Genomic DNA, 17,287 nt, shown 5'->3' on the forward strand with positions numbered 1-17,287 from the left:
CGGCGGGGTAATGCTTCATCCCCACAGGGACTCCGTTCTCCTGGACCATCAAGATCCAAGTCTCTCCGGTGTCCAAACTCCAGGGTCAGGGCCCAAGGCCGGGTAGTTAAGGGATTTCCGCTGGTGGCAGGGGGTTTGATGGTTCGGGCAGAACGAGGGCAACGGGGTCTCGTTGATCAGATAGTCCGCCAAGACTGCTGATCTTCGAGGTGCCCCGTTGCCTGTACGTCATTGTGCCGCGCCGCCCGGTCTGATGGTGCTCTCCCGCGAGTTCGCTGTGGCCGCGGGCCCTTTCGCGCCTGGTCATCTGGGCGAGCTGACACAGGTCGTGCCGTTCGAGCTCGTCGACGCCGTCCTGGAGGAAAACGGCTGTGTGCAGCGTCGGCTCCGGGACCTGCCCTCGCGGGTCGGGGTCTACTTCCTGCTGGCGATGTGCCTGTTCCCGGAGGTCGGCTACCGGCTGGTCTGGCACAAGCTGACCGCGGCGCTGACCAGTGCGGGACTGGACGTCGCCGGGCCGACCGCGAAGGCCCTGCGTGACCTGCGGCGCCGGGTCGGTCCGGGGCCGGTCCGCCGCCTGTTCGAGGTGCTGGCCGGGCCGCTGGCGCAACCGGCGACGGCCGGGGTGCGGTTCGGACGCTTCCGGACGGTCTCCTTCGACGGCTGCAGCTCGATCCGGCTGGCCGACACCGAACGCAACGTGGAATGGTTCGGCCCCGGTGGCCGGGGCGGCTGTCCGATGCTGGAACTGATGACGCTGGTGGAGACCGGAACCCGCGCCCTGATCGGCGCGGTGTTCGGTCCCACCGACACCGGCGAGACGGCCTATGCGAGCCGGCTGCTGCACCACCTCGGGCCCGACATGTTGCTGTTATGGGACAAGGGCTTCGACGCCAACGCCTTCCTCGCCGCGATGGCCGACACCGGCGCGCAGTTTCTCGGGCGGATCCGGGCCAACCGCCGTACCCCGGTCCTGACCCGGCTCCGCGATGGCTCCTACCTGTCCGTGATCGGCACCGTCCCGGTCCGCATCATCGAGGCCCAGGTGACCGTCGCCCTGGACGACGGCACCTCCTTCACCGGGACTTACCGGCTCGCCACCACTCTGACCTGCGCGAACCGCTACCCGGCCGCGGCACTGGCCGCGCTCTACCACGAGCGGTGGGAGCATGAGTCCGCGTACTTCGCGCTGCGGCACACCCTGGGACAAGGACGGCCGCTGCGGTCGGGTGATCCCGTCGGTGTCGAGCAGGAGATGTGGGCCCAGCTGACCCTCTACCAGGCGCTTCGCACTGTGATGGTCCAGGCGGCCGAGTCGCAGCCGGGCACCGACCCGGACCGCTGCGGTTTCACCATCGCCAGGCAGGCCGCTCGCGACCTCGTCGTCCAGGCCGCCGGTGTCACCGCCGCCCCGGCCGCCGACGCCATAGGCCTGGTCGGCCAGCGCGTCCTGAGGGGTCTCCTCCCGCCCCGCCGGCCCCGCGTCAGCACCCGCAAGGTCCGCTCGTCGGTCTCCCGGTACGCCGAACGCCAGGACGACGGCCGCCCCGACCGCAGCCGCACTGTCACCCGGCTCGACGTCGCCATCCTCGAACCCGCCGATCCGCGGCCCACGCTGCCCGCCGCCTCCCGCGACGACCGGAACGTTCCCCCTGGTCAGCGCCGCAGACACCGCATCCTCGACCTTCTCCACGAGCAACCCGACCGACCATGGCGGCCCCGAGACATCGCGGCACGCTTCGGCGACATCAGCATGGAGACCATGTACAGACAGCTCAACCGCTGGGCCGTAGGCGGTCTCATCCACAAGATCGGACCCGGCCTCTACACCGCCACCCAGTGGTCGCCAAACCCCTTGCCACCAGCGGAAATCCCTTAACTACCCGGCCTTGGGTCAGGGCCCCACCCACCAGGATCCCGGCATCGCACGGTGGATGGCCGACCACCCCATGAAGGTCCTCGCCCACGCCGCAGACTGGCACCGGCTCGTGCGCACCACGTGCTGGATCCGCGACCACGACACCGAGGCGGTCTACCTGCGCGAGATCGACGTCCCCGGCGTGGACACCAAGTTCATCGAGACCAACAAAGGAATCCTCGCCGAACTCCTCGACTGTGTACTCCCCGAGAGCCGCGTCAACACCAGCGCACCGAGAAACGATCTCGTCGCACGGTACGGCTTCCGCACCAAGCCCGTCTACATCCGCCTGCGCTACCTCGGCGCCTCTCCCCTGCCCTTCAGCGAACTCACCGTCCGCGCCGAAGAACTGGCCGGCTGGTCCCCGGGGGTGCGCACCGTCTTCGTCCTCGAGAACGAGATCACCTACCTCTCACTGCCGCCGGTCCCCGACGCCATCGCCATCCTCGGCTCCGGATATGCCGCTGCCCTGCTGCGTCATCTGCCCTGGCTCGACGATGTCGACCTCTGTTACTGGGGCGACATCGACACCCATGGCTTCGCCATCCTCGACCAGGTCCGAGGACGTTTCCCGCACACCACGTCACTGCTCATGGACCGCGCCACCCTCCTCGCCCACGAGTCCCACTGGGGCCAGGAGAAGACACAGGCACGCGACGGCCTGACACACCTCACCCCCGAGGAGGCCCGCCTCGACGAAGACCTGCGAACCGGCGCCTACCGGCCGCACCTACGCCTGGAGCAGGAGCGCATCGCCATCACCGCCGTGCGAGAGGCGCTGACACGGCACCGGGAATGACACCGAAGGCCGAGAACACCGGACGGCCACGGCCCAGGAACCGTGATCGAGGGCGAGGCCACGCCCGCGTCCGTCCGGCGGGTGGTCCGCAGTTCCGTGATAACGCCGGATATGACCGCTCCGGCCGGCGTAACGCCCCCCTCCCCCGGGGCCCCCGGGCCCGGCTACCAAGGCGGGACACCATCGTCCGTTTGCGGACGGAGACCGATGATGACGAGGCGGCCCGTGCCCTGATCCAGCGTTGGGCCCGGGCCAGGCTTCGTACCTGCACGCCCCAGCCCTCACAAGACCGGCCAGCACCAGCACCTACAGGCGCACCAACCACACTGAGCAAAAAATGCTGCCCCACTCAGCTCACTGCGCAGCACCAAACAGCCAGTTCAGCCCACATATCCTCCGGCGCCGGACACTCGACTCCGCATAAACCCCACCCACGGAACAGACCTACCGCTCAATACAACTGAGCAACACCAGGCCACAACCAAGATCAATAAGCAAACGCGTCAGCTACGCCACAACCATCCGCTGCCCCAAGTGCGGGCCCGCGCTCAGCCTGCCCACCGCTCTCGCCAAGCTCCAGGTCGAGCCCCCGGCCGCTCTCCACGCCGGCAAGTCAGCCAGCATCACCCTGAACCTGCCCGAAACAGCCGACGGCCTGGTCGCGGTCCACCTGCGCCCACGCTCGACCCGGCGCGGCTCCTACGATCACCAGGTCATCGCCGCACGACCCGGCCCGCACACGATCACCCTCACCATGCCTGAAGAAGCGATACCCGAGCTGGACCGGCTATGGGTGGTCCACGCCCACCGCTTCCACATCGGCTACTACCAGCAGCGCCTCCCCGTCCTCCCCCCAAGCACCGCGCCCAGCCCCTGACACGTAACCCCGCAGCAAGCCCGCCAGTTCGCCAACCAACACGATCACGCACCCGAGGAACCCATGCTCATCTGGATCAACGGCCCCTTCGGGGGCGGCAAGACCACCACCGCCGCACTGCTCCACCGTCGGCTCGCGGGCAGCATCATCACCGACCCCGAAGAAGTCGGATTCCTGCTGCGCGCCAGCCTCGGCGACCACCCCGCCCGCCAGAAGGACTTCCAGGACTACCCCATGTGGCGCACCCTGGTCGCCGCCGTGTGCGCAGAGCTCGACCGCCACACCGACGGTGGGCCGGTCATCGCCCCCATGACACTGCTGCACCACGAATACGCCGACGAGATCTTCGATGCCCTGGCCAAAGCCGGCATCGAGGTGCGCCACCTCCTCCTCCATGCCGAACCCGAGATCATCCGAGCGCGCATCGACACGAGTATGGAGTTCCCCGGCGACGAGGCACGCAGCGAGAAGGTCCGGGAGTTCCGGCGCCGCAAACTCTCCGACTACGAGCGCGCCTACACGGCCTGGCTCAGCACGCGCGCCGAGGTGATCGACACCACCTCGCTCACCCCCGAACACGTGGCCGACGCCGCCATCGCCCTGGTATCCCGGTCATGACCACCGTGCAGACGGCCGTGATATCCGACCTCGCAGGGCCGGCAACCGTGGTCGCCGACCACAGCTGGCCCGGCACCTCAGCGACCGTACTGCGCCTGCTGGACCCGGCCGGCAGGCAGACGATCCTCAAACGCAACACCAGCACCACCAGCTTCCGGCGCGAACACACGGCCCTCGCTCTGTGGACCGCGTCACTGGGGGCGAGCGCGCCCCAGCTCCTCGGCGTTGACGAGGACCGGCAGGAACTTGCCATGACCGCCGTGGCCGGAAGCCCTCTGGCACAGCAGAACTTGACCGGCCACGAGCAACGCCTCGCCTACGGCCATGCCGGCGAACTCCTGGCGCGGTTTCATCACGCCGCGGCCAGGGCGCAACTGCCCTGCTTCGGACCGAACCGCGCCGCCTACATCCGCGCCCAGCTGGTGGAAAGTACCGCTCCGCTGAACGTCGAGGAGGTCGACGTGCTCCAGGAGGCGCTCAACCTGCTTGCGCACATGCCGCCCCAGCTGGCCCAGCCCTCCCACCTCGACTTCACCAGCCGAAACATCCTCGCCCACCCACGCGGGCTCGGGATGGTCGACTTCGAGACCAGCCGCTACGAAGCCTGCGGCCGCGACTTCCTGCGCATCACCCAGCGCACGCTGCTCCACCACCCCACGCTCCGCCGGGAGTTCTACCGCGGCTACGGCCGCGAACCAAACCCAGAGGAACATGAGCTGATGCGCATCTGCACGGTCACCGACACAGCGGCCATCGTCGTCACGGCCACAGCACAGGGCAACCACGCCTTCGCCAGCGAAGCCCACCGAACCCTCCGAGCCGCCGTGCGCACTTGGCCGGCCCCCGCCCCGGGAACCGCTACCCCGCACACCCAGAGGCTCCTGTGACCCTGCCTCGCGTAACCGTGTTCGCCCCTGCCCGCTGCGCCGACGCGAACGACCCACTCACCCGCCGGACTTGCCGCATTCGATCGACCTCGGACCACCGGGAGGTTGCTGGGCAACCAGCTGACCCCGGCCGACTGCTGCGGTTCCCTGTCCCTGGAGATCACCAACAAGGCGCACGAGACCTGACCGGCGCCAATCCCGAGCACCACAGCGAAAGCCCCCCACCACTCCATGTGGTGAAAGGACCAGTCCCTCACCACCGCACTCGGCCATTTCGGCACCCCGACTCGCACCTCCTGAAGGAGACACCACGCCGTGAACGGCAACTCCTGGACCACCATCGATCAACTCGCCCGCCGCTTCAACGAACACGACACCGAGCTCGGCCTGGGCCAAGAGGAGCAGTGGAGCCTGCAAGTCCTCAAGATCGCCGAGGAGACCGGGGAAGCAGCCCAAGCGGTCATCGGAGCCCGCGGCACCAACCCACGCAAAGGGTCCGCATCGTGGGACGCGGCTCACGCTGAAGTCGCGGATGTGGCCATCACGGCCCTGGTCGCGCTGGCCCGCATGCGCCCGGACGACGCGCCGGAGTACCTCGACCGGCATCTGGCCGCCAAGTCGGCGAGGTTCCTCTCCCTCGGTCCCGCAGCGGACCCGGTTCCGACGGAGCCGGCATGAGCAACGGCCAGTCGACGCCGCGTCGGGCACCGGGCCTAGGAGGAGTGCGGAACCGCCTGAACGAGGCCGAAGGAGGCGGTGCGTCACGGCTTCCGGTGGGCCACTGCCCTGGACTGCGGCATCCTGTGCGCCGGTGGTGGCGGGCGAGGACACGGTCAAACCGTGGCCTCACGCTGTACAACCATGGGCTGGCGGTCGGCTCGTGCCGGGCGGCGCGTCCCTCGATGCTCCCGCAGCTCACCGACTCCTCCCCGGGTCGCCTCGGCGACCCTGTCCCCCCCAACCCACTGTGACAAGGTGCACCATCCGTGATCACATCTGCTTCGCCGTCCGTACCGTCACTGCTCGGCGTCTTCGCTCACCCGGACGACGAAAGTCTCCTCGCCGGAGGGGTCCTCGCCCGACATGCCGCCGCAGGTGCACGCACGGGGGTCGTCACCACCACGTGGGCTCCGGACAGTATTCGGGCGGACGAGCTCGCTGAGGCGCTGGCCGTCCTCGGTGCCGGCCGACCACGGATGCTCGGGTACGGCGATGCCCGCAACGACTCGTCGGCGCCCGGGCACACTCGTCTCTGCGACGCGCCCCTGGACGAGGTCATCGGCCAACTGGTTGCGCAGCTGCGGGAGTTCCGTCCCGACATCGTGGTCACCCATGACGCCATCGGCCAGCTGACCGGCCACCCGGACCACCGCCACACGCACCGGGTGACACTGCTCGCTGTGGAGGCCGCCAGGCTCGCGCATCTCTACCCGGAGGCCGGCGCGCCCTGGCAGATCCGTGCCTTCTACGCGGCCACCCACCCGCACTCCGGGATCGGCGAGCTGGGACCACTACTGACCGGCGTCGGCAAGACCGTGCTCTCCCTCCCGGACGAGTACGTGACCACGACCGTCGACGTGACGCCGTGGGCGGAACAGAAGTGGCGCGCGATCACCGCGCACCGCGGAGAAGTCGCACGCGAGCGCTCCCTGCCCGGCCTCCTCGCCCGCCTGCCCAAAGCCATCCGCCGCACGATCATCTCCACCGAGCACTTCACTCGCCTCTCGCCCGCCCCTGTCCCAAGCGATCCCCATCAACTGACGATCTGACGTTCAGGGCCACTACTCCTCGCCAAGGCCGTCAACCGGCTGCCACATCCGATTCGGCTTGAGGTGTCTCATCACGCCATGCAGTTGACCGACGAGGTCACCGACCTGATTGGCGCGCACCGACCGGACCTCATGTGGGTAGCTGCGTGCCACAGGCTGTGATCGAGCAACGAGAGCGCGTGCCGAATCCGGAGCCTGCGTCTGCCCGTGATTCCGGGCCTACGCGTTTGGAACCTCGGTACGGTGACGTGGTGCGGATGGATCGTGAGTACGCCGCGTGCAGGTTTGTCGTCGTGGGCCTGGAGCTCACCCGCCAAAGGGGCCCGGTCGACGTGACGGCCGTTGCCGCGCTGGCCGTGCAGGGCGAGGACTGGGTCCCGCAGTGGCGTGTGCATGTCCGCGTCGGCCCCGTGCCCGAAGGACCGCCGGGTGCGGCGGCGGAGAGCCACTCGGTGGTGTGGGCGGAGTCGGCGGCGGAGGCGCTCGCGACTGTGGAGCGGAAGCTGACAAGTGATCCGCACGTGGTCGTGGCCCGCCTCGGCATGGTCGAGGCCGCGGTCTTCCGGGCTCACCGGGCCTCCTGCCCCCGGCTGGCGTCGCAGGTGGTCTGGGACGCGCTGCGCCTCGCGCAGATCGTCTGCCCCTCCGTGACGGAACCCGCGGAGTCCACGCTGGCCGCCGCCCTGGGCGTGGACCTCCCTGGCCGGCGGGCGCCGCTCACCCAGGCGGTGTGGGCGACCTCCGAGATCTGCCGACGGGCTGTGGCTCTGGGCGTGGCGGCAGGCCGGTGGGGCACGTTGCGCCAAATCGACGAGCTTGCGGGCAAGCGACCGCCTCCGGTCGAGCCCGAGTTCCTGCCCACCGGCCCCGTCCAGGAGTCGCTTTTCGAGAGCCAGTGACCCCCTCGGTGGGCGCGGGCGTCCAAGGGCGGTCGCAGCTCTTCAACGGGGCGTGCGGAACGCTCTCCTTTGGCTGAATACCCGTCATTGTCCGGCGGCTGGAGAGTCCGCGTCGATAGGGTCCCCGAGTGCTCTCAGGTACCAGTTCTGTACTCCTGTCCCAACCGCGTTTCCGGTTGCTGGCGTCGGCTCGTTTCGTCTCGGTTCTCGGTTCGGCTTTCGGCCCGATCGCGCTGAGCTTCGGTGTCCTGGGGCTGCCCGGCGCATCGCCGGCGGACTTGTCGCTGGTCCTGGCCTGCCAGGCCCTGCCCCAGCTGGCGTTCGTGCTGTGGGGCGGTGTGCTCGGAGACCGTGTCCGCAGCCGGTTCCGTCTGGTCTGCGTGACCGAGACAGCTGCCGCGGCCATCTGGGCCGCGCTGGCCGTCCTCTTCGCCCAAGGCGGACCGGTCGGGTGGATCGCGGTCCTCGCGGCACTCGGCGGGGTGACCCGGGGCCTGTTCTCCCCGGCGCTCGAGGGCGTCGTCGTGGACGTGGTCCCGGAGCAGGATCAGCGGCAGCAGGCCAACGCGATGCTGAAGGTCTCCGTCAACACCGCCCGCCTGATGGGCATGATGCTCGCCGGCGTCGTGGTCAGCGTGGTCGGACCGGCGCTCGCGCTCGCCCTGGACGCGGCCTCGTTCGCCGCCTGCGCCGTCCTGTTCGGCGTCCTCGGCCGGTCCATCCCGGACCGGCCGGTGCGCTACAAGGCCTCCGCGGTGCGCGATCTGCGCGAGGGGTGGCGCGAGTTCGTACGCCACGAGTGGCTGTGGGTGACCACCGGCCAGCTCACCATCGTGATCGCGGTGGTCAACTCGGTGGCGGGCCTGCTCGGCCCCATGCTCGCCAAGGTCTACCTGGGCGGGGCCTGGGCGTGGTCACTGGTCCTGGTGGCGCAGATCGCGGGGCAGATCGGCGGGGCAGGGTGGGCGGGCCGGCTTCGCCCGGCGCGCCCGATGCTGGTGGCGACGCTGTGCACGGCGGGCGCGGCGCTGCCGGCGCTCCTGCTGTCGCTGCGGGCGCCGCTGCTGGTGGTGCTGGTGGGCGCGGCCGTGTACGGGGTGATGTGGGACGTGACGATGGTGATGTGGAGAACCTGCCTGCAGCGTGAGGTCCCGGACGACATGATCTCCCGGGTGTCCTCGATCGATCTGCTGGGCTGTCTCGCGGTGGCGCCGATCGCTCTCGCCGCGGCGGGACCGTTGGCGTCGGCGTTCGGTCCGGCCTGGGTGGCGCTCGCCAGTGCGCTGCTCGTACTGGTGGCCGTGGCCTGCGCCCTGGCGTCCCGGAACATCCGCACACTCGCCGGTGATCCGCGCCCTCAGCAGGAGACCACGCCGGTCGCCGCCGGCGCGGCCTGATCCCTTCACGCCGGTTCGCCGACGGCACGCTTCCCGGAGGCTTGGACCATGAGGACGGCGAGGGTATGGCCGGCGCTCACGGGAAGTACGGAGTGGGCGAGCCAGCCGGGGGCGAGCACGGTGAGCCCGGCCTGGGCCTTGAGCGTGAGGGCCCGGCCCCAGGGAAGGCCCGGCACGCTGGCGGCGTCGCAGCCGGCGCGCGGGTCGTGCAGACACAGGGCGCCGGACCGGTCGTGAGGAGGCTGGCCGTCGACGGCCAGGTAGCACCACGCGGTCCAGGCGGCGTGTCCGTAGACGAGTGGGACGCGATGGTCCGGGCCCCAGATCTGTGCGGACAGCCGGACCTCGTCGGCGCCGTCCTGGAGGGCGGTCTGTGCGAGCGAGCCGAATGCCGCCCGGGCCTGGCCGACGTCCAGGAGGTCCCCGGGGTCGATGTCCCGGGCGCCGTGGTCGGCCCGGCATATCTGGGCGCGCAGCAGGTCGTGATCGAGGACGGGTTGGATCGTGCCGAGCCAGACGGGTGTAGTCCAGAGGTCTTCGCAAGTGGCCTGCCCGGCGACGGCGGGCCGCGCGCTCAGGGTGGTCATGGCCCCTCCACGGTGGCGTTGAAGGCGATGCACAGCCGCGGGGTGCCGGCGGTGTGGGGGGCGACGGCATGGCGCAGCCAGGAGGGGAACGCGATCAGCAGGCCCGGGTGCGGGTGGACGGTGCGCGGCTCGGATGCGTCGCGGGGGGTGGTGGCGAGGCGGGCGGGGCGGGGGTCGAAGAGTTCCAGGGCGCCGCTCGCGCGGGCGGCGGTCTGCAGGTAGTAGACGCCGGAGACGGCGCTGTCGTGGTGGGCGTGGACCTCGTGGAATCCGCCCTGCCGGTAGTGCACCGCCCAGCCCGTCAGGGTCAGGGCGGTGTCGGGGCCGGCGTCGGTGATGGCAAGGGCCGCTTCGCGGATCCAGGTGGTGAGCACGGCGATGGCCGGGAGGTCCCAAATGAGGCTGTCGGGCGCGGATTTGCGGGCGCCCTCCACGCCCAGGGACAGCGAGGTGTCGGTCTGCTCGCGGTCGAGGATCTGCTGGGCGAGCGTGTCGGTGTCCGGGCCGGTGGGCGTGGTGCGCTGGTAGATCCGGGTGGGCCACATCTGCTGGCGCGCGCCCCGTACGTGCCAAGTGCCGGGCGGCGCGGCGAGCGTGCTCATTCGGGGTCTCCGGCGTGGGTGTAGACGGAGATGTGCTGGGTGGAGGTGGCAGTGAGCGGCGTGCGGTGCCAGTCGGCGTACCGGTCGGTGAGGGTGAGTCCGGCGGCCGAGGCGAGCAGGTCGAGTTCGGAGAGGTGGACGTAGCGCAGGGTGACCGGGAGGAGCCGGATGCCGCTGTGGTCAAGGCGGACCTCCTGGAAGCGGATGATCTGCCCGATGGGGTCGTGGGTGTGACCGGACAGCGCCAGGTGGGTGTCGGCGAGGTCGCGGATGGCGAGTTGCTGACGGCCAGCGAGGAGTCCGGGTGCGCGGGGGACCGTCGCCTCAATGACGAACCGCCCGCCGGGTGCCAGGGTCTGTGCGACGCGGGTGAGGCAGGCTTGCTGACGGGCCTGGGTCATGAGGAAGAAGAAGCTGGAGAAGGCCACATAGACGAGCCCGAACTGCTGTCCGGCCGTGTCGAGTTCGGCCATGTCGCCGACGCGTGTCTCCACGTGCCGGTGGCCGCGGTGGCGGTGGAGTTCCTCCAGCATCGCAGGGGAGGCGTCGAGGCCGACGACCTTGACACCGCGGTCCGCCACGGCGAGCGCGATGCGGCCGGTGCCGACCGCAAGTTCCAGTGCCGGGCCGCCGTCGGCCACCGACGCGAGGAAGTCAGCGGCTGGGCCTGGGCCGCGGTCCCGGTGTTCGGCGTTGTAGTGGGGCGCCCACTGGTGTCGGCGTACGGACTTTTCTGGCTCTGGCAAGATTTTCGTAAGCGGAGATCATCTTGGTGCCGTGGTCGACCGGTCCGGATTTCGGGCAGTCTTTGAGCGTGCTCTGTTGAACTGCCCTACCTGTTACCGCACTTGGCGGGCGTCGTGGTTTGCTCGGTCGACGGCTCCGGACCAGTGGTGGTTGTCCGTGCGCGTACGCGGTCGACTGCTCCCGCACGATGTACGGGCTGTGGGACACCCGGCGAGTGGTGCCACAGCCGTTACGTCAGACGGCTCGGAGATACGTCGCTGGGCGGCCGACCCGTGCTGATCGAGCTGAGCGTGCGCCGCCTGTACTGCGAGAACGCCGCTTGCGGGAAGGTGACGTTCGCCGAGCAGGTGCCGGGGCTGACTGTGCGATACCAGCGGCGCACGCCGCTGCTCCAGCAGGTGGTCGAAGCGGCGGGTGTGCTGCTGGCGGGCAGAGGTGGGGCCCGGATGCTGCAGGTCTTGAACGTCGCGCTGTCGCGGTGCACCGTCCTGTCGCAGCTGATGCGGATGCCGCTGCCGGCCCTTGTCACTCCGCGGGTGCTGGGCGTGGACGACTTCGCGCTCTACGGCGGCACCTACGGAACCCTCCTGGTCGATGCCACCACCCGTCTTCCCCTTGAGCTCTGGGAGGGGCGGGACGCCGAACAGCTCAGCCGCTGGCTTCGGGAGCATCCCGGCGTCGAGATCGTCTGCCGCGACGGCTCGCTGACCTACCGTCAAGGCATCACCGCCGGCGCCCCTGAGGCCATACAGATCAGCGACCGTTTCCACATGTGGCAGGGGCTGTCACGTCGCGTCCAGGACATCGCTACCGCCCACCGAAGCTGCCTGCCCGAAGCCCTCCCGCCGGAGGAAGAGGCCGACCGGGAACCGGATGAAGTGACCACCGAGGACGCTGCGGCGGACACACGAGCCGGGCGGCACGCCAGGAGGCTGTTCGAGACCGTGCACACCCTGACCGACACCGGCCGCAGCTACGGCGCCGCGGCCCGCGAACTCGGCCTCGACCGCAAAACCGTGCGCAAGTATGCCCGCGCACGCTCCTGGCAGGAGGTCATGCGCCGCCCGCCCCGCAAGCCCTCCACCCTGGACCCCTACCGCGACTACCTGCAACAACGCTGGAACGAAGGGGAACACAACGCGATGGTCCTCCACGGAGAACTCCGCAGCAAGGGCTACCTCGGGCATTACCAGCGCGTGAAGATGGCCGTCGCGCCCCTGCGACGCGGGCTGCCGCTGGACCAGCCCCGCGAGCGCCCGCCGTCCCCGCGCGAGGCCGCACGCTGGATCACCACCCACCCGGACCACCGCGGCCTTCACGCCGCCCACCGCCTGCACCGGCTCCTGGAGCACTGTCCGGAACTCAAGCGCACCCACGACCTTGTCCGCCGGTTCGCAGCCATGCTCGCCAACCACGACGCCGCACCCCTGCCGACCTGGCTCGACGAGCTCTCCCACAGCGGACTGTCACCGCTTGCCGGTATCGCCGGAGCCTTATGCGAAGACCAGCACGCCGTCACCCAGGGAATCAACACCACCTATAGCTCCGGCGTCAACGAAGGCCGCATCACCGACGTTAAGCTCCAGAAACGCCTGATGGCAGGACGCGCCGGAGTCCCGCTCCTCCGCCACCGCGTCGTCCTGATCGCCCGCCTCCGCCGCCGTTACGCGGACCGGTCGACCACGGCACCAAGATGATCTCCGCTTACGAAAATCTTGCCAGAGCCACGTTCATGTGTACGCCGACAACTGGTCCCACATCTCCTGCTGTCGTGCTCGGTGGTCGCTCACGCAGTCTCCCCAAGGGTGATCGTGGTGATCGTCGTCGAAGCGGAGCGTGCTGCCTGGGCCGGGCGATCCCCGGCCCAGACAGCACCGGCCACGGGATGATCAGCCGTCGGTCTTCGGGGCAAGCGCGGGGTCGAGGAACGTCTTTCGGGCACGGATCGTCCCGCCGACCTCCTCGGTGCCAACGAGTTGGCCGACGTTGCCGTCCGCGTCGGCGATCCCGCCGCGGGTGAGCGTGACGGTCACCCTGGCCGTGAGCGCCATGTCCTCCTGGACGGCGCCCTCGTGCATCGCGGCCGCGCCGACGAGACCCTTCTTCGCCAGGTCCATGACGTGTGCGACGTCTTCGGTGTCGAGCACGATCCCCGAGATGTTCTTCCGCTCCTCGTCGGTGGTGTAGCGGGTCACCGCCTGCTGCTGCGGTTCGTCCATGCCTGCCTCCCTCTGCTCAGTCGGGGGTGGATGCGGTGACCGTAGGTCCACATCCCGGACCTGGCCCAGGCACAATTCGCCACACTGGGCTGACGTTTGGGCAGGTTTGCCGGGCGGACGTGCAATTGCGGGTAAGTAGGTGTTTTTCATCCTCCAGCTGGTCATCCCGTGAGCACGGCGAAGGCACCCACGGGATGTGCTCACCTGGTGAACCGGGTGCCGGTCATGGTGCCGGGATCAGACGCCAGAGAGACGTGGTCTCGGCGCTTCGTGCTGTGTGGAGTGGGTCGGCCGCGTCCTTGGAGCGTGGGTGCCGGGGCTTGGTATCGATCTTGTCCACGACGCGAAGTTGTTCTGCCTGAATGGCGGCGAGCAGTTGCTGACGTGTCCGGAGGCCGAGGTGCTCCGCCAGGTCGGACAGGATGAGCCAGCCCTCGCCGCCTGGTCGGAGGCGGGCGGACAGTCCGGCGAGGAAGCTGTGGAGCATGGTGCTGTCCGGGTCGTAGACGCCTTGTTCGATGGGGCCGGTCGGACGGGCGGGGAGCCAGGGCGGGTTGCAAACGACGAGGTCGGCGCGGCCTTCGGGGAACAGGCCGGGGCCCGACACCTCGATACGGTCGGTCAGCGCGAGCTGGTGGACGTTCTCCCTGGCGCAGGCCAGAGCGCGTGGGCTGATGTCGGTGGCCACGACGCGGTTGATACCGCGGTGGGCCAGGACCGCGGCGAGGACACCGGTTCCCGTGCCAAGGTCGAATGCCGTACTGGTGGCGGGACTGTGCCGGGTCGCGGGCGGCAGCGGAGTGAGGGCGACCAGATCGACGTACTCACCTCTGACGGGTGCGAACACGCCGTAGTGGGGGTGGATGCGAGCCCCGAGCGCCGGCACGTCGATCCCTTTCAGGCGCCACTGGTGAGCACCGATCACTCCTAGGAGTTCCCGCAGAGAGACCACCATGGGTCCCTTTGAGGGGCCGTAGGCTTCCAGGCACGCCTGGCGGACGTTCGGGGCTCGACGCAACGTCAAGGTGTAGTTGTCGTCCAACAGCACCAGAAGCTTTCCGAGGACACGGGCGCGGTGGCTGCTGCCGCGTCGGTGCAGGTGGAAGTTCTCGCTCGGGGACGTGCTGGACCTGGGCGGCCTGCGGTCGATGCGGCGGCCCATCGCCTGTAGCAGTTGCCGGGCGTTGTGGAAGTCGCCTTGCCAGAGCAGGGCCGTTCCTTCGCACGCCTGTCGGTAGGCGTCGTTGGCCTTCATCCGGTCGTCTGCGACGACGGTTCGCTGGGGAAGAGGGGCGGCGTTCTCGGAATGCCAGCGGGCGGACTGGTGGGTGTGGTTTTCGGTCCAGTGGATGGTGGACACCACGTACTCCTCGTGGTCGAACGTGCAGGGGCACGAAGAGCACTTCGACGAGGAGCAGACTGAACCCACGCCTGTCCATCGGACAGGCGTGTGCGTTGAGGCAGGTGGCTGTTACCGCTCTCGAATCGAAGCGCGAGAGCGGACGTCCCAGACAACCATGCCGAGCATCAGGGTGAGCCCTTTCGGAGGAGTGGCAGCAGACTCGCACAGGTGCTTCTCGGCTGCCAAAATCACCAGCCCTGCCAGGTCAACGGGCTGGCTTCTTCGTCCACTGGCTGGTTCGCGGGTTCTTGCGGGTGAGGCGCCGGGTCATCATGGTGATGAGTGCCCAGTTCAGGTGGGCTTCGGAGTGCTGGGGCAACCGTACTGTTAGTCGGACGATCAGCGACCGCCTCCTCGGCGAACTGCAGGATCGATCCCGGCATTCATGAGGTGACGGTCCAGAAGGTGCCCCCCCTCGGACGATCACCCGATGAGCCGCGCGCCCGGAACCGGTCAGGTGGCTGGGCTGCTCAACAGGTTCTTGACCCGTTCGAACTCCGCGATGCCCGCTTCGGTCATCTCCGAGGTGATGGCTGCCGCCAAGTGCACTGCCATGTCGAGATCGCGTCTGAGAAGCCAGTTTGCCTGAAGGCCGTCCATCAGGGCGATCAAACGAACCGCTGCCGGTTCGATCTCGGTATTGGCTTTGATGTACCCGGATTGTTGTGTAGCAGCAAGTATCCTGGCTGTGCGATCGATGAGCCGTTCATGTCGCTGCACGAAGTAATTGTGCGCTGGATGACGTGCGTCGGTCGCTTCGGCTGATAGCCGCACGAACAACTGGATAAGACCCGGAGCATGTCGGTTGTGGTCGGCCAGGCCCACCATGCCGACCAGGACTCCCAGAGCTCCGGCAGCGTCCACGTACGGTTGGAACCTTTGCCGGTCCTCGGCATCTCTCGCTTCGAGGACCGCCTCCAGCAACGTCTCCTTGTCCGGGAAGTGATGGAGGAGTCCGGCGCGCGAGATGCCGCAACTGGATGCTATTTCCCGGATGGTCGCCGCGTCGTAGCCGTTCGAGGCGAAGTGTGCGGTAGCAACACGAAGGATCTCGGCTCGGCGGGCTTGGCCATTGGCGTAGACCGGTGGGCGCTTTCGGCGCACCGGTGCAGATCCTGCTGCAGTCATGGAAGCCAACCCTAACAGTGATCACAGGGAACACCTACACGTGCGTAGGTATTGACAATACCTACGCACGTGTAGATATTGAGCGGGCGGCCATTGGCCTGAAACGTGCAGGTAACACTGCGATACACGCTGAACGGACGAAGGAGTTCGGTATGACAGAGGCGACTGCCATGCGGGTGGACCCCGCAGCTCGCGCACCGCGAGGGTTCCTGCCGAACCTCGCCGTCGCAAGCCTCGGCCTCTACCTCGGCACGCTGGCGCCTCTGTTCGGAGGCCTCTCCGCCAAGATCCAGCAGATCGTCGGCCTTGACGACGCGGCTTCCCAGCTCGGACTCGTCACCGGTGCCGGAGCGATCTTCGCTATGGTGGTGCAGCCCTTCGCCGGACGCCTTTCCGACCGAACCATGTCCCGCTTCGGTATGCGGCGCCCCTGGATCGCCGTCGGCACGATCGGCATGACGGTCTGTCTCTTCGGCAGCGCACTAGCTACGACGATCCCCGCGCTGCTGCTGGCCTGGTGCGGAGTCCAGCTCTTCGCAAACCTTGCTTTCGCTGCCCTGACTGCCACCATCGCGGACCAGGTTCCGGAACCCAGACGCGGATCGGCTTCCGGGGTCTTCGGAGCGGCCTCGCCAGCCGGCATCCTCGTCGGATCGGTGCTGCTGACGGTGCTGGCCACCGACTTCCTCCGGTTCGTTGTTCCAGCCCTGATCTCGCTCGCCGCAGGGCTGTACTTCACCATCACGCTGCGAGACCGTGTCCGGACCGAGCAGCCTGGCGCCAAGCTCAGCGTGAAGGAGTTCGTCGGGTCCTTCGCCTTCAATCCCCGCAAGAATCCCGACCTCGGCTGGGCCTGGCTGACGAAGTTCCTCATCCTCCTCGGATACGGAGGAGTCTCCGGATACCTGACGCTGTACCTGGCTGAGCGCTACGGGATGAGCATCAGCGAGCAGTTGTCGTTCAACGCCATCGCCCAGTTCATCAGCATCGGTGCCCTCGTCCTCTTCAGCGTGGTCGGTGGAGCGATCTCCGACCGCACGGGGCGGCGCAAGCAGTTCGTCGTCCTCTCCGGCCTGGTTGTCGCTGTGGGCACCGCCATCGTGGCCACCTCACCCCTCTTCGGTCATGATGGCGGACTCGCAGTCATCCTTGCCGGTCAGCTCGTCATCGGGATCGGCGCGGGTGCCTTCTTCGCAGTCGACCAGGCCCTGTGTATAGCGCTGCTGCCCAACCAGGATGAGATGGCCAAGGACCTCGGCGTCCTGAACGTCGCCAACGGGTTGTCGCAGTCCCTGGCGCCATTCATCGCCGGTGTAGTCGTCATCCCGCTCGGCAAGTCCGTGACCGGAGACGGATACAGCGTCTGGTTCGCCGTCTCCGCGGTCATCGCCGTCATTGGCTCCCTGCTCGTCCTCCGTATCAAGAAGGCGGTCTGACG

Annotated in this window: 17 protein-coding genes; 11 read left to right on the forward strand and 6 right to left on the reverse strand. The window is 68.6% G+C overall.

Annotated elements, in window-relative coordinates; genetic code table 11:
- Positions 1 to 217 precede the first annotated feature (217 nt).
- From ACZ619_RS44365 to ACZ619_RS44405, 9 genes are all read left to right on the forward strand, one after another.
- On the forward strand, positions 218 to 1,879 hold the full coding sequence (locus tag ACZ619_RS44365; RefSeq protein ID WP_469611663.1) for an IS4 family transposase: 1,662 nt from the start codon (positions 218 to 220) through the stop codon (positions 1,877 to 1,879).
- Between the two features lie 10 nt (positions 1,880 to 1,889).
- A complete protein-coding gene (locus ACZ619_RS44370; protein ID WP_469611664.1) occupies positions 1,890 to 2,717 on the forward strand; it encodes a Wadjet anti-phage system protein JetD domain-containing protein in 828 nt (275 codons plus the stop codon).
- A gap of 754 nt (positions 2,718 to 3,471) precedes the next feature.
- Positions 3,472 to 3,594: a hypothetical protein gene (locus ACZ619_RS44375; RefSeq protein WP_469611665.1), complete on the forward strand. Its 123-nt coding sequence runs from the start codon at positions 3,472 to 3,474 to the stop codon at positions 3,592 to 3,594.
- A 63-nt stretch (positions 3,595 to 3,657) separates the two neighbouring features.
- Positions 3,658 to 4,212 carry an AAA family ATPase gene (locus ACZ619_RS44380; protein ID WP_469611666.1) on the forward strand — a complete coding sequence of 185 codons (555 nt, stop codon included), beginning with the start codon at positions 3,658 to 3,660 and terminating at the stop codon, positions 4,210 to 4,212.
- Positions 4,209 to 5,099, forward strand: a complete 891-nt coding sequence (locus ACZ619_RS44385) for an aminoglycoside phosphotransferase family protein (RefSeq protein ID WP_469611667.1) — start codon at positions 4,209 to 4,211, stop codon at positions 5,097 to 5,099. The genes ACZ619_RS44380 and ACZ619_RS44385 overlap by 4 nt, the downstream gene beginning before the upstream one ends.
- 315 nt (positions 5,100 to 5,414) lie before the next feature.
- A complete protein-coding gene (locus ACZ619_RS44390) occupies positions 5,415 to 5,777 on the forward strand; it encodes a MazG-like family protein (RefSeq protein ID WP_469611668.1) in 363 nt (120 codons plus the stop codon).
- A 308-nt stretch (positions 5,778 to 6,085) separates the two neighbouring features.
- Positions 6,086 to 6,868, forward strand: coding sequence for a PIG-L deacetylase family protein (locus tag ACZ619_RS44395; protein WP_469611669.1), 783 nt, complete (start codon positions 6,086 to 6,088; stop codon positions 6,866 to 6,868).
- A 332-nt stretch (positions 6,869 to 7,200) separates the two neighbouring features.
- The gene (locus tag ACZ619_RS44400) at positions 7,201 to 7,767 is read left to right on the forward strand and encodes a hypothetical protein (RefSeq protein WP_469611670.1); all 567 of its coding nucleotides are present in this window, start codon (positions 7,201 to 7,203) and stop codon (positions 7,765 to 7,767) included.
- Positions 7,768 to 7,895: 128 nt separating this feature from the next.
- A complete protein-coding gene (locus ACZ619_RS44405) occupies positions 7,896 to 9,164 on the forward strand; it encodes an MFS transporter (RefSeq protein ID WP_469611671.1) in 1,269 nt (422 codons plus the stop codon).
- 5 nt (positions 9,165 to 9,169) lie between these two features.
- On the opposite strand, the gene ACZ619_RS44410 is transcribed toward ACZ619_RS44405, so the two are convergent.
- Genes ACZ619_RS44410 through ACZ619_RS44420 form a run of 3 tightly spaced genes read right to left on the reverse strand, consistent with a single transcriptional unit; the run spans position 9,170 to position 11,099 of the window.
- Positions 9,170 to 9,751 carry a 2OG-Fe(II) oxygenase family protein gene (locus tag ACZ619_RS44410; RefSeq protein WP_469611672.1) on the reverse strand — a complete coding sequence of 194 codons (582 nt, stop codon included), beginning with the start codon at positions 9,749 to 9,751 and terminating at the stop codon, positions 9,170 to 9,172.
- Positions 9,748 to 10,353, reverse strand: coding sequence for a TIGR02466 family protein (locus ACZ619_RS44415; protein WP_469611673.1), 606 nt, complete (start codon positions 10,351 to 10,353; stop codon positions 9,748 to 9,750). The genes ACZ619_RS44410 and ACZ619_RS44415 overlap by 4 nt, the downstream gene beginning before the upstream one ends.
- On the reverse strand, positions 10,350 to 11,099 hold the full coding sequence (locus ACZ619_RS44420) for a class I SAM-dependent DNA methyltransferase (RefSeq protein WP_469611674.1): 750 nt from the start codon (positions 11,097 to 11,099) through the stop codon (positions 10,350 to 10,352). Before ACZ619_RS44420 ends, ACZ619_RS44415 begins: the two co-directional genes overlap by 4 nt.
- 114 nt (positions 11,100 to 11,213) lie before the next feature.
- Between ACZ619_RS44420 and ACZ619_RS44425 the strand changes: the two genes are divergently transcribed.
- Complete coding sequence (locus ACZ619_RS44425; protein ID WP_469611686.1) at positions 11,214 to 12,797, forward strand: ISL3 family transposase; 1,584 nt, start codon at positions 11,214 to 11,216, stop codon at positions 12,795 to 12,797.
- A gap of 192 nt (positions 12,798 to 12,989) precedes the next feature.
- Here ACZ619_RS44425 and ACZ619_RS44430 read toward each other — a convergent pair whose 3' ends face one another.
- The 3 genes from ACZ619_RS44430 to ACZ619_RS44440 form a co-directional block, all read right to left on the reverse strand.
- The gene (locus ACZ619_RS44430; protein WP_469611675.1) at positions 12,990 to 13,319 is read right to left on the reverse strand and encodes a hypothetical protein; all 330 of its coding nucleotides are present in this window, start codon (positions 13,317 to 13,319) and stop codon (positions 12,990 to 12,992) included.
- A 223-nt stretch (positions 13,320 to 13,542) separates the two neighbouring features.
- Positions 13,543 to 14,679 (reverse strand): methyltransferase, encoded by a 1,137-nt coding sequence (locus ACZ619_RS44435; protein WP_469611676.1) that lies wholly within the window; start codon positions 14,677 to 14,679, stop codon positions 13,543 to 13,545.
- Positions 14,680 to 15,174: 495 nt separating this feature from the next.
- Positions 15,175 to 15,849 carry a TetR/AcrR family transcriptional regulator gene (locus ACZ619_RS44440; protein ID WP_469611677.1) on the reverse strand — a complete coding sequence of 225 codons (675 nt, stop codon included), beginning with the start codon at positions 15,847 to 15,849 and terminating at the stop codon, positions 15,175 to 15,177.
- Positions 15,850 to 16,001: 152 nt separating this feature from the next.
- Between ACZ619_RS44440 and ACZ619_RS44445 the strand changes: the two genes are divergently transcribed.
- Positions 16,002 to 17,285, forward strand: coding sequence for an MFS transporter (locus ACZ619_RS44445; protein ID WP_469611678.1), 1,284 nt, complete (start codon positions 16,002 to 16,004; stop codon positions 17,283 to 17,285).
- Positions 17,286 to 17,287 lie beyond the last annotated feature (2 nt).

It is taken from the genome of Streptomyces sp. NPDC104367, assembly GCF_055583825.1.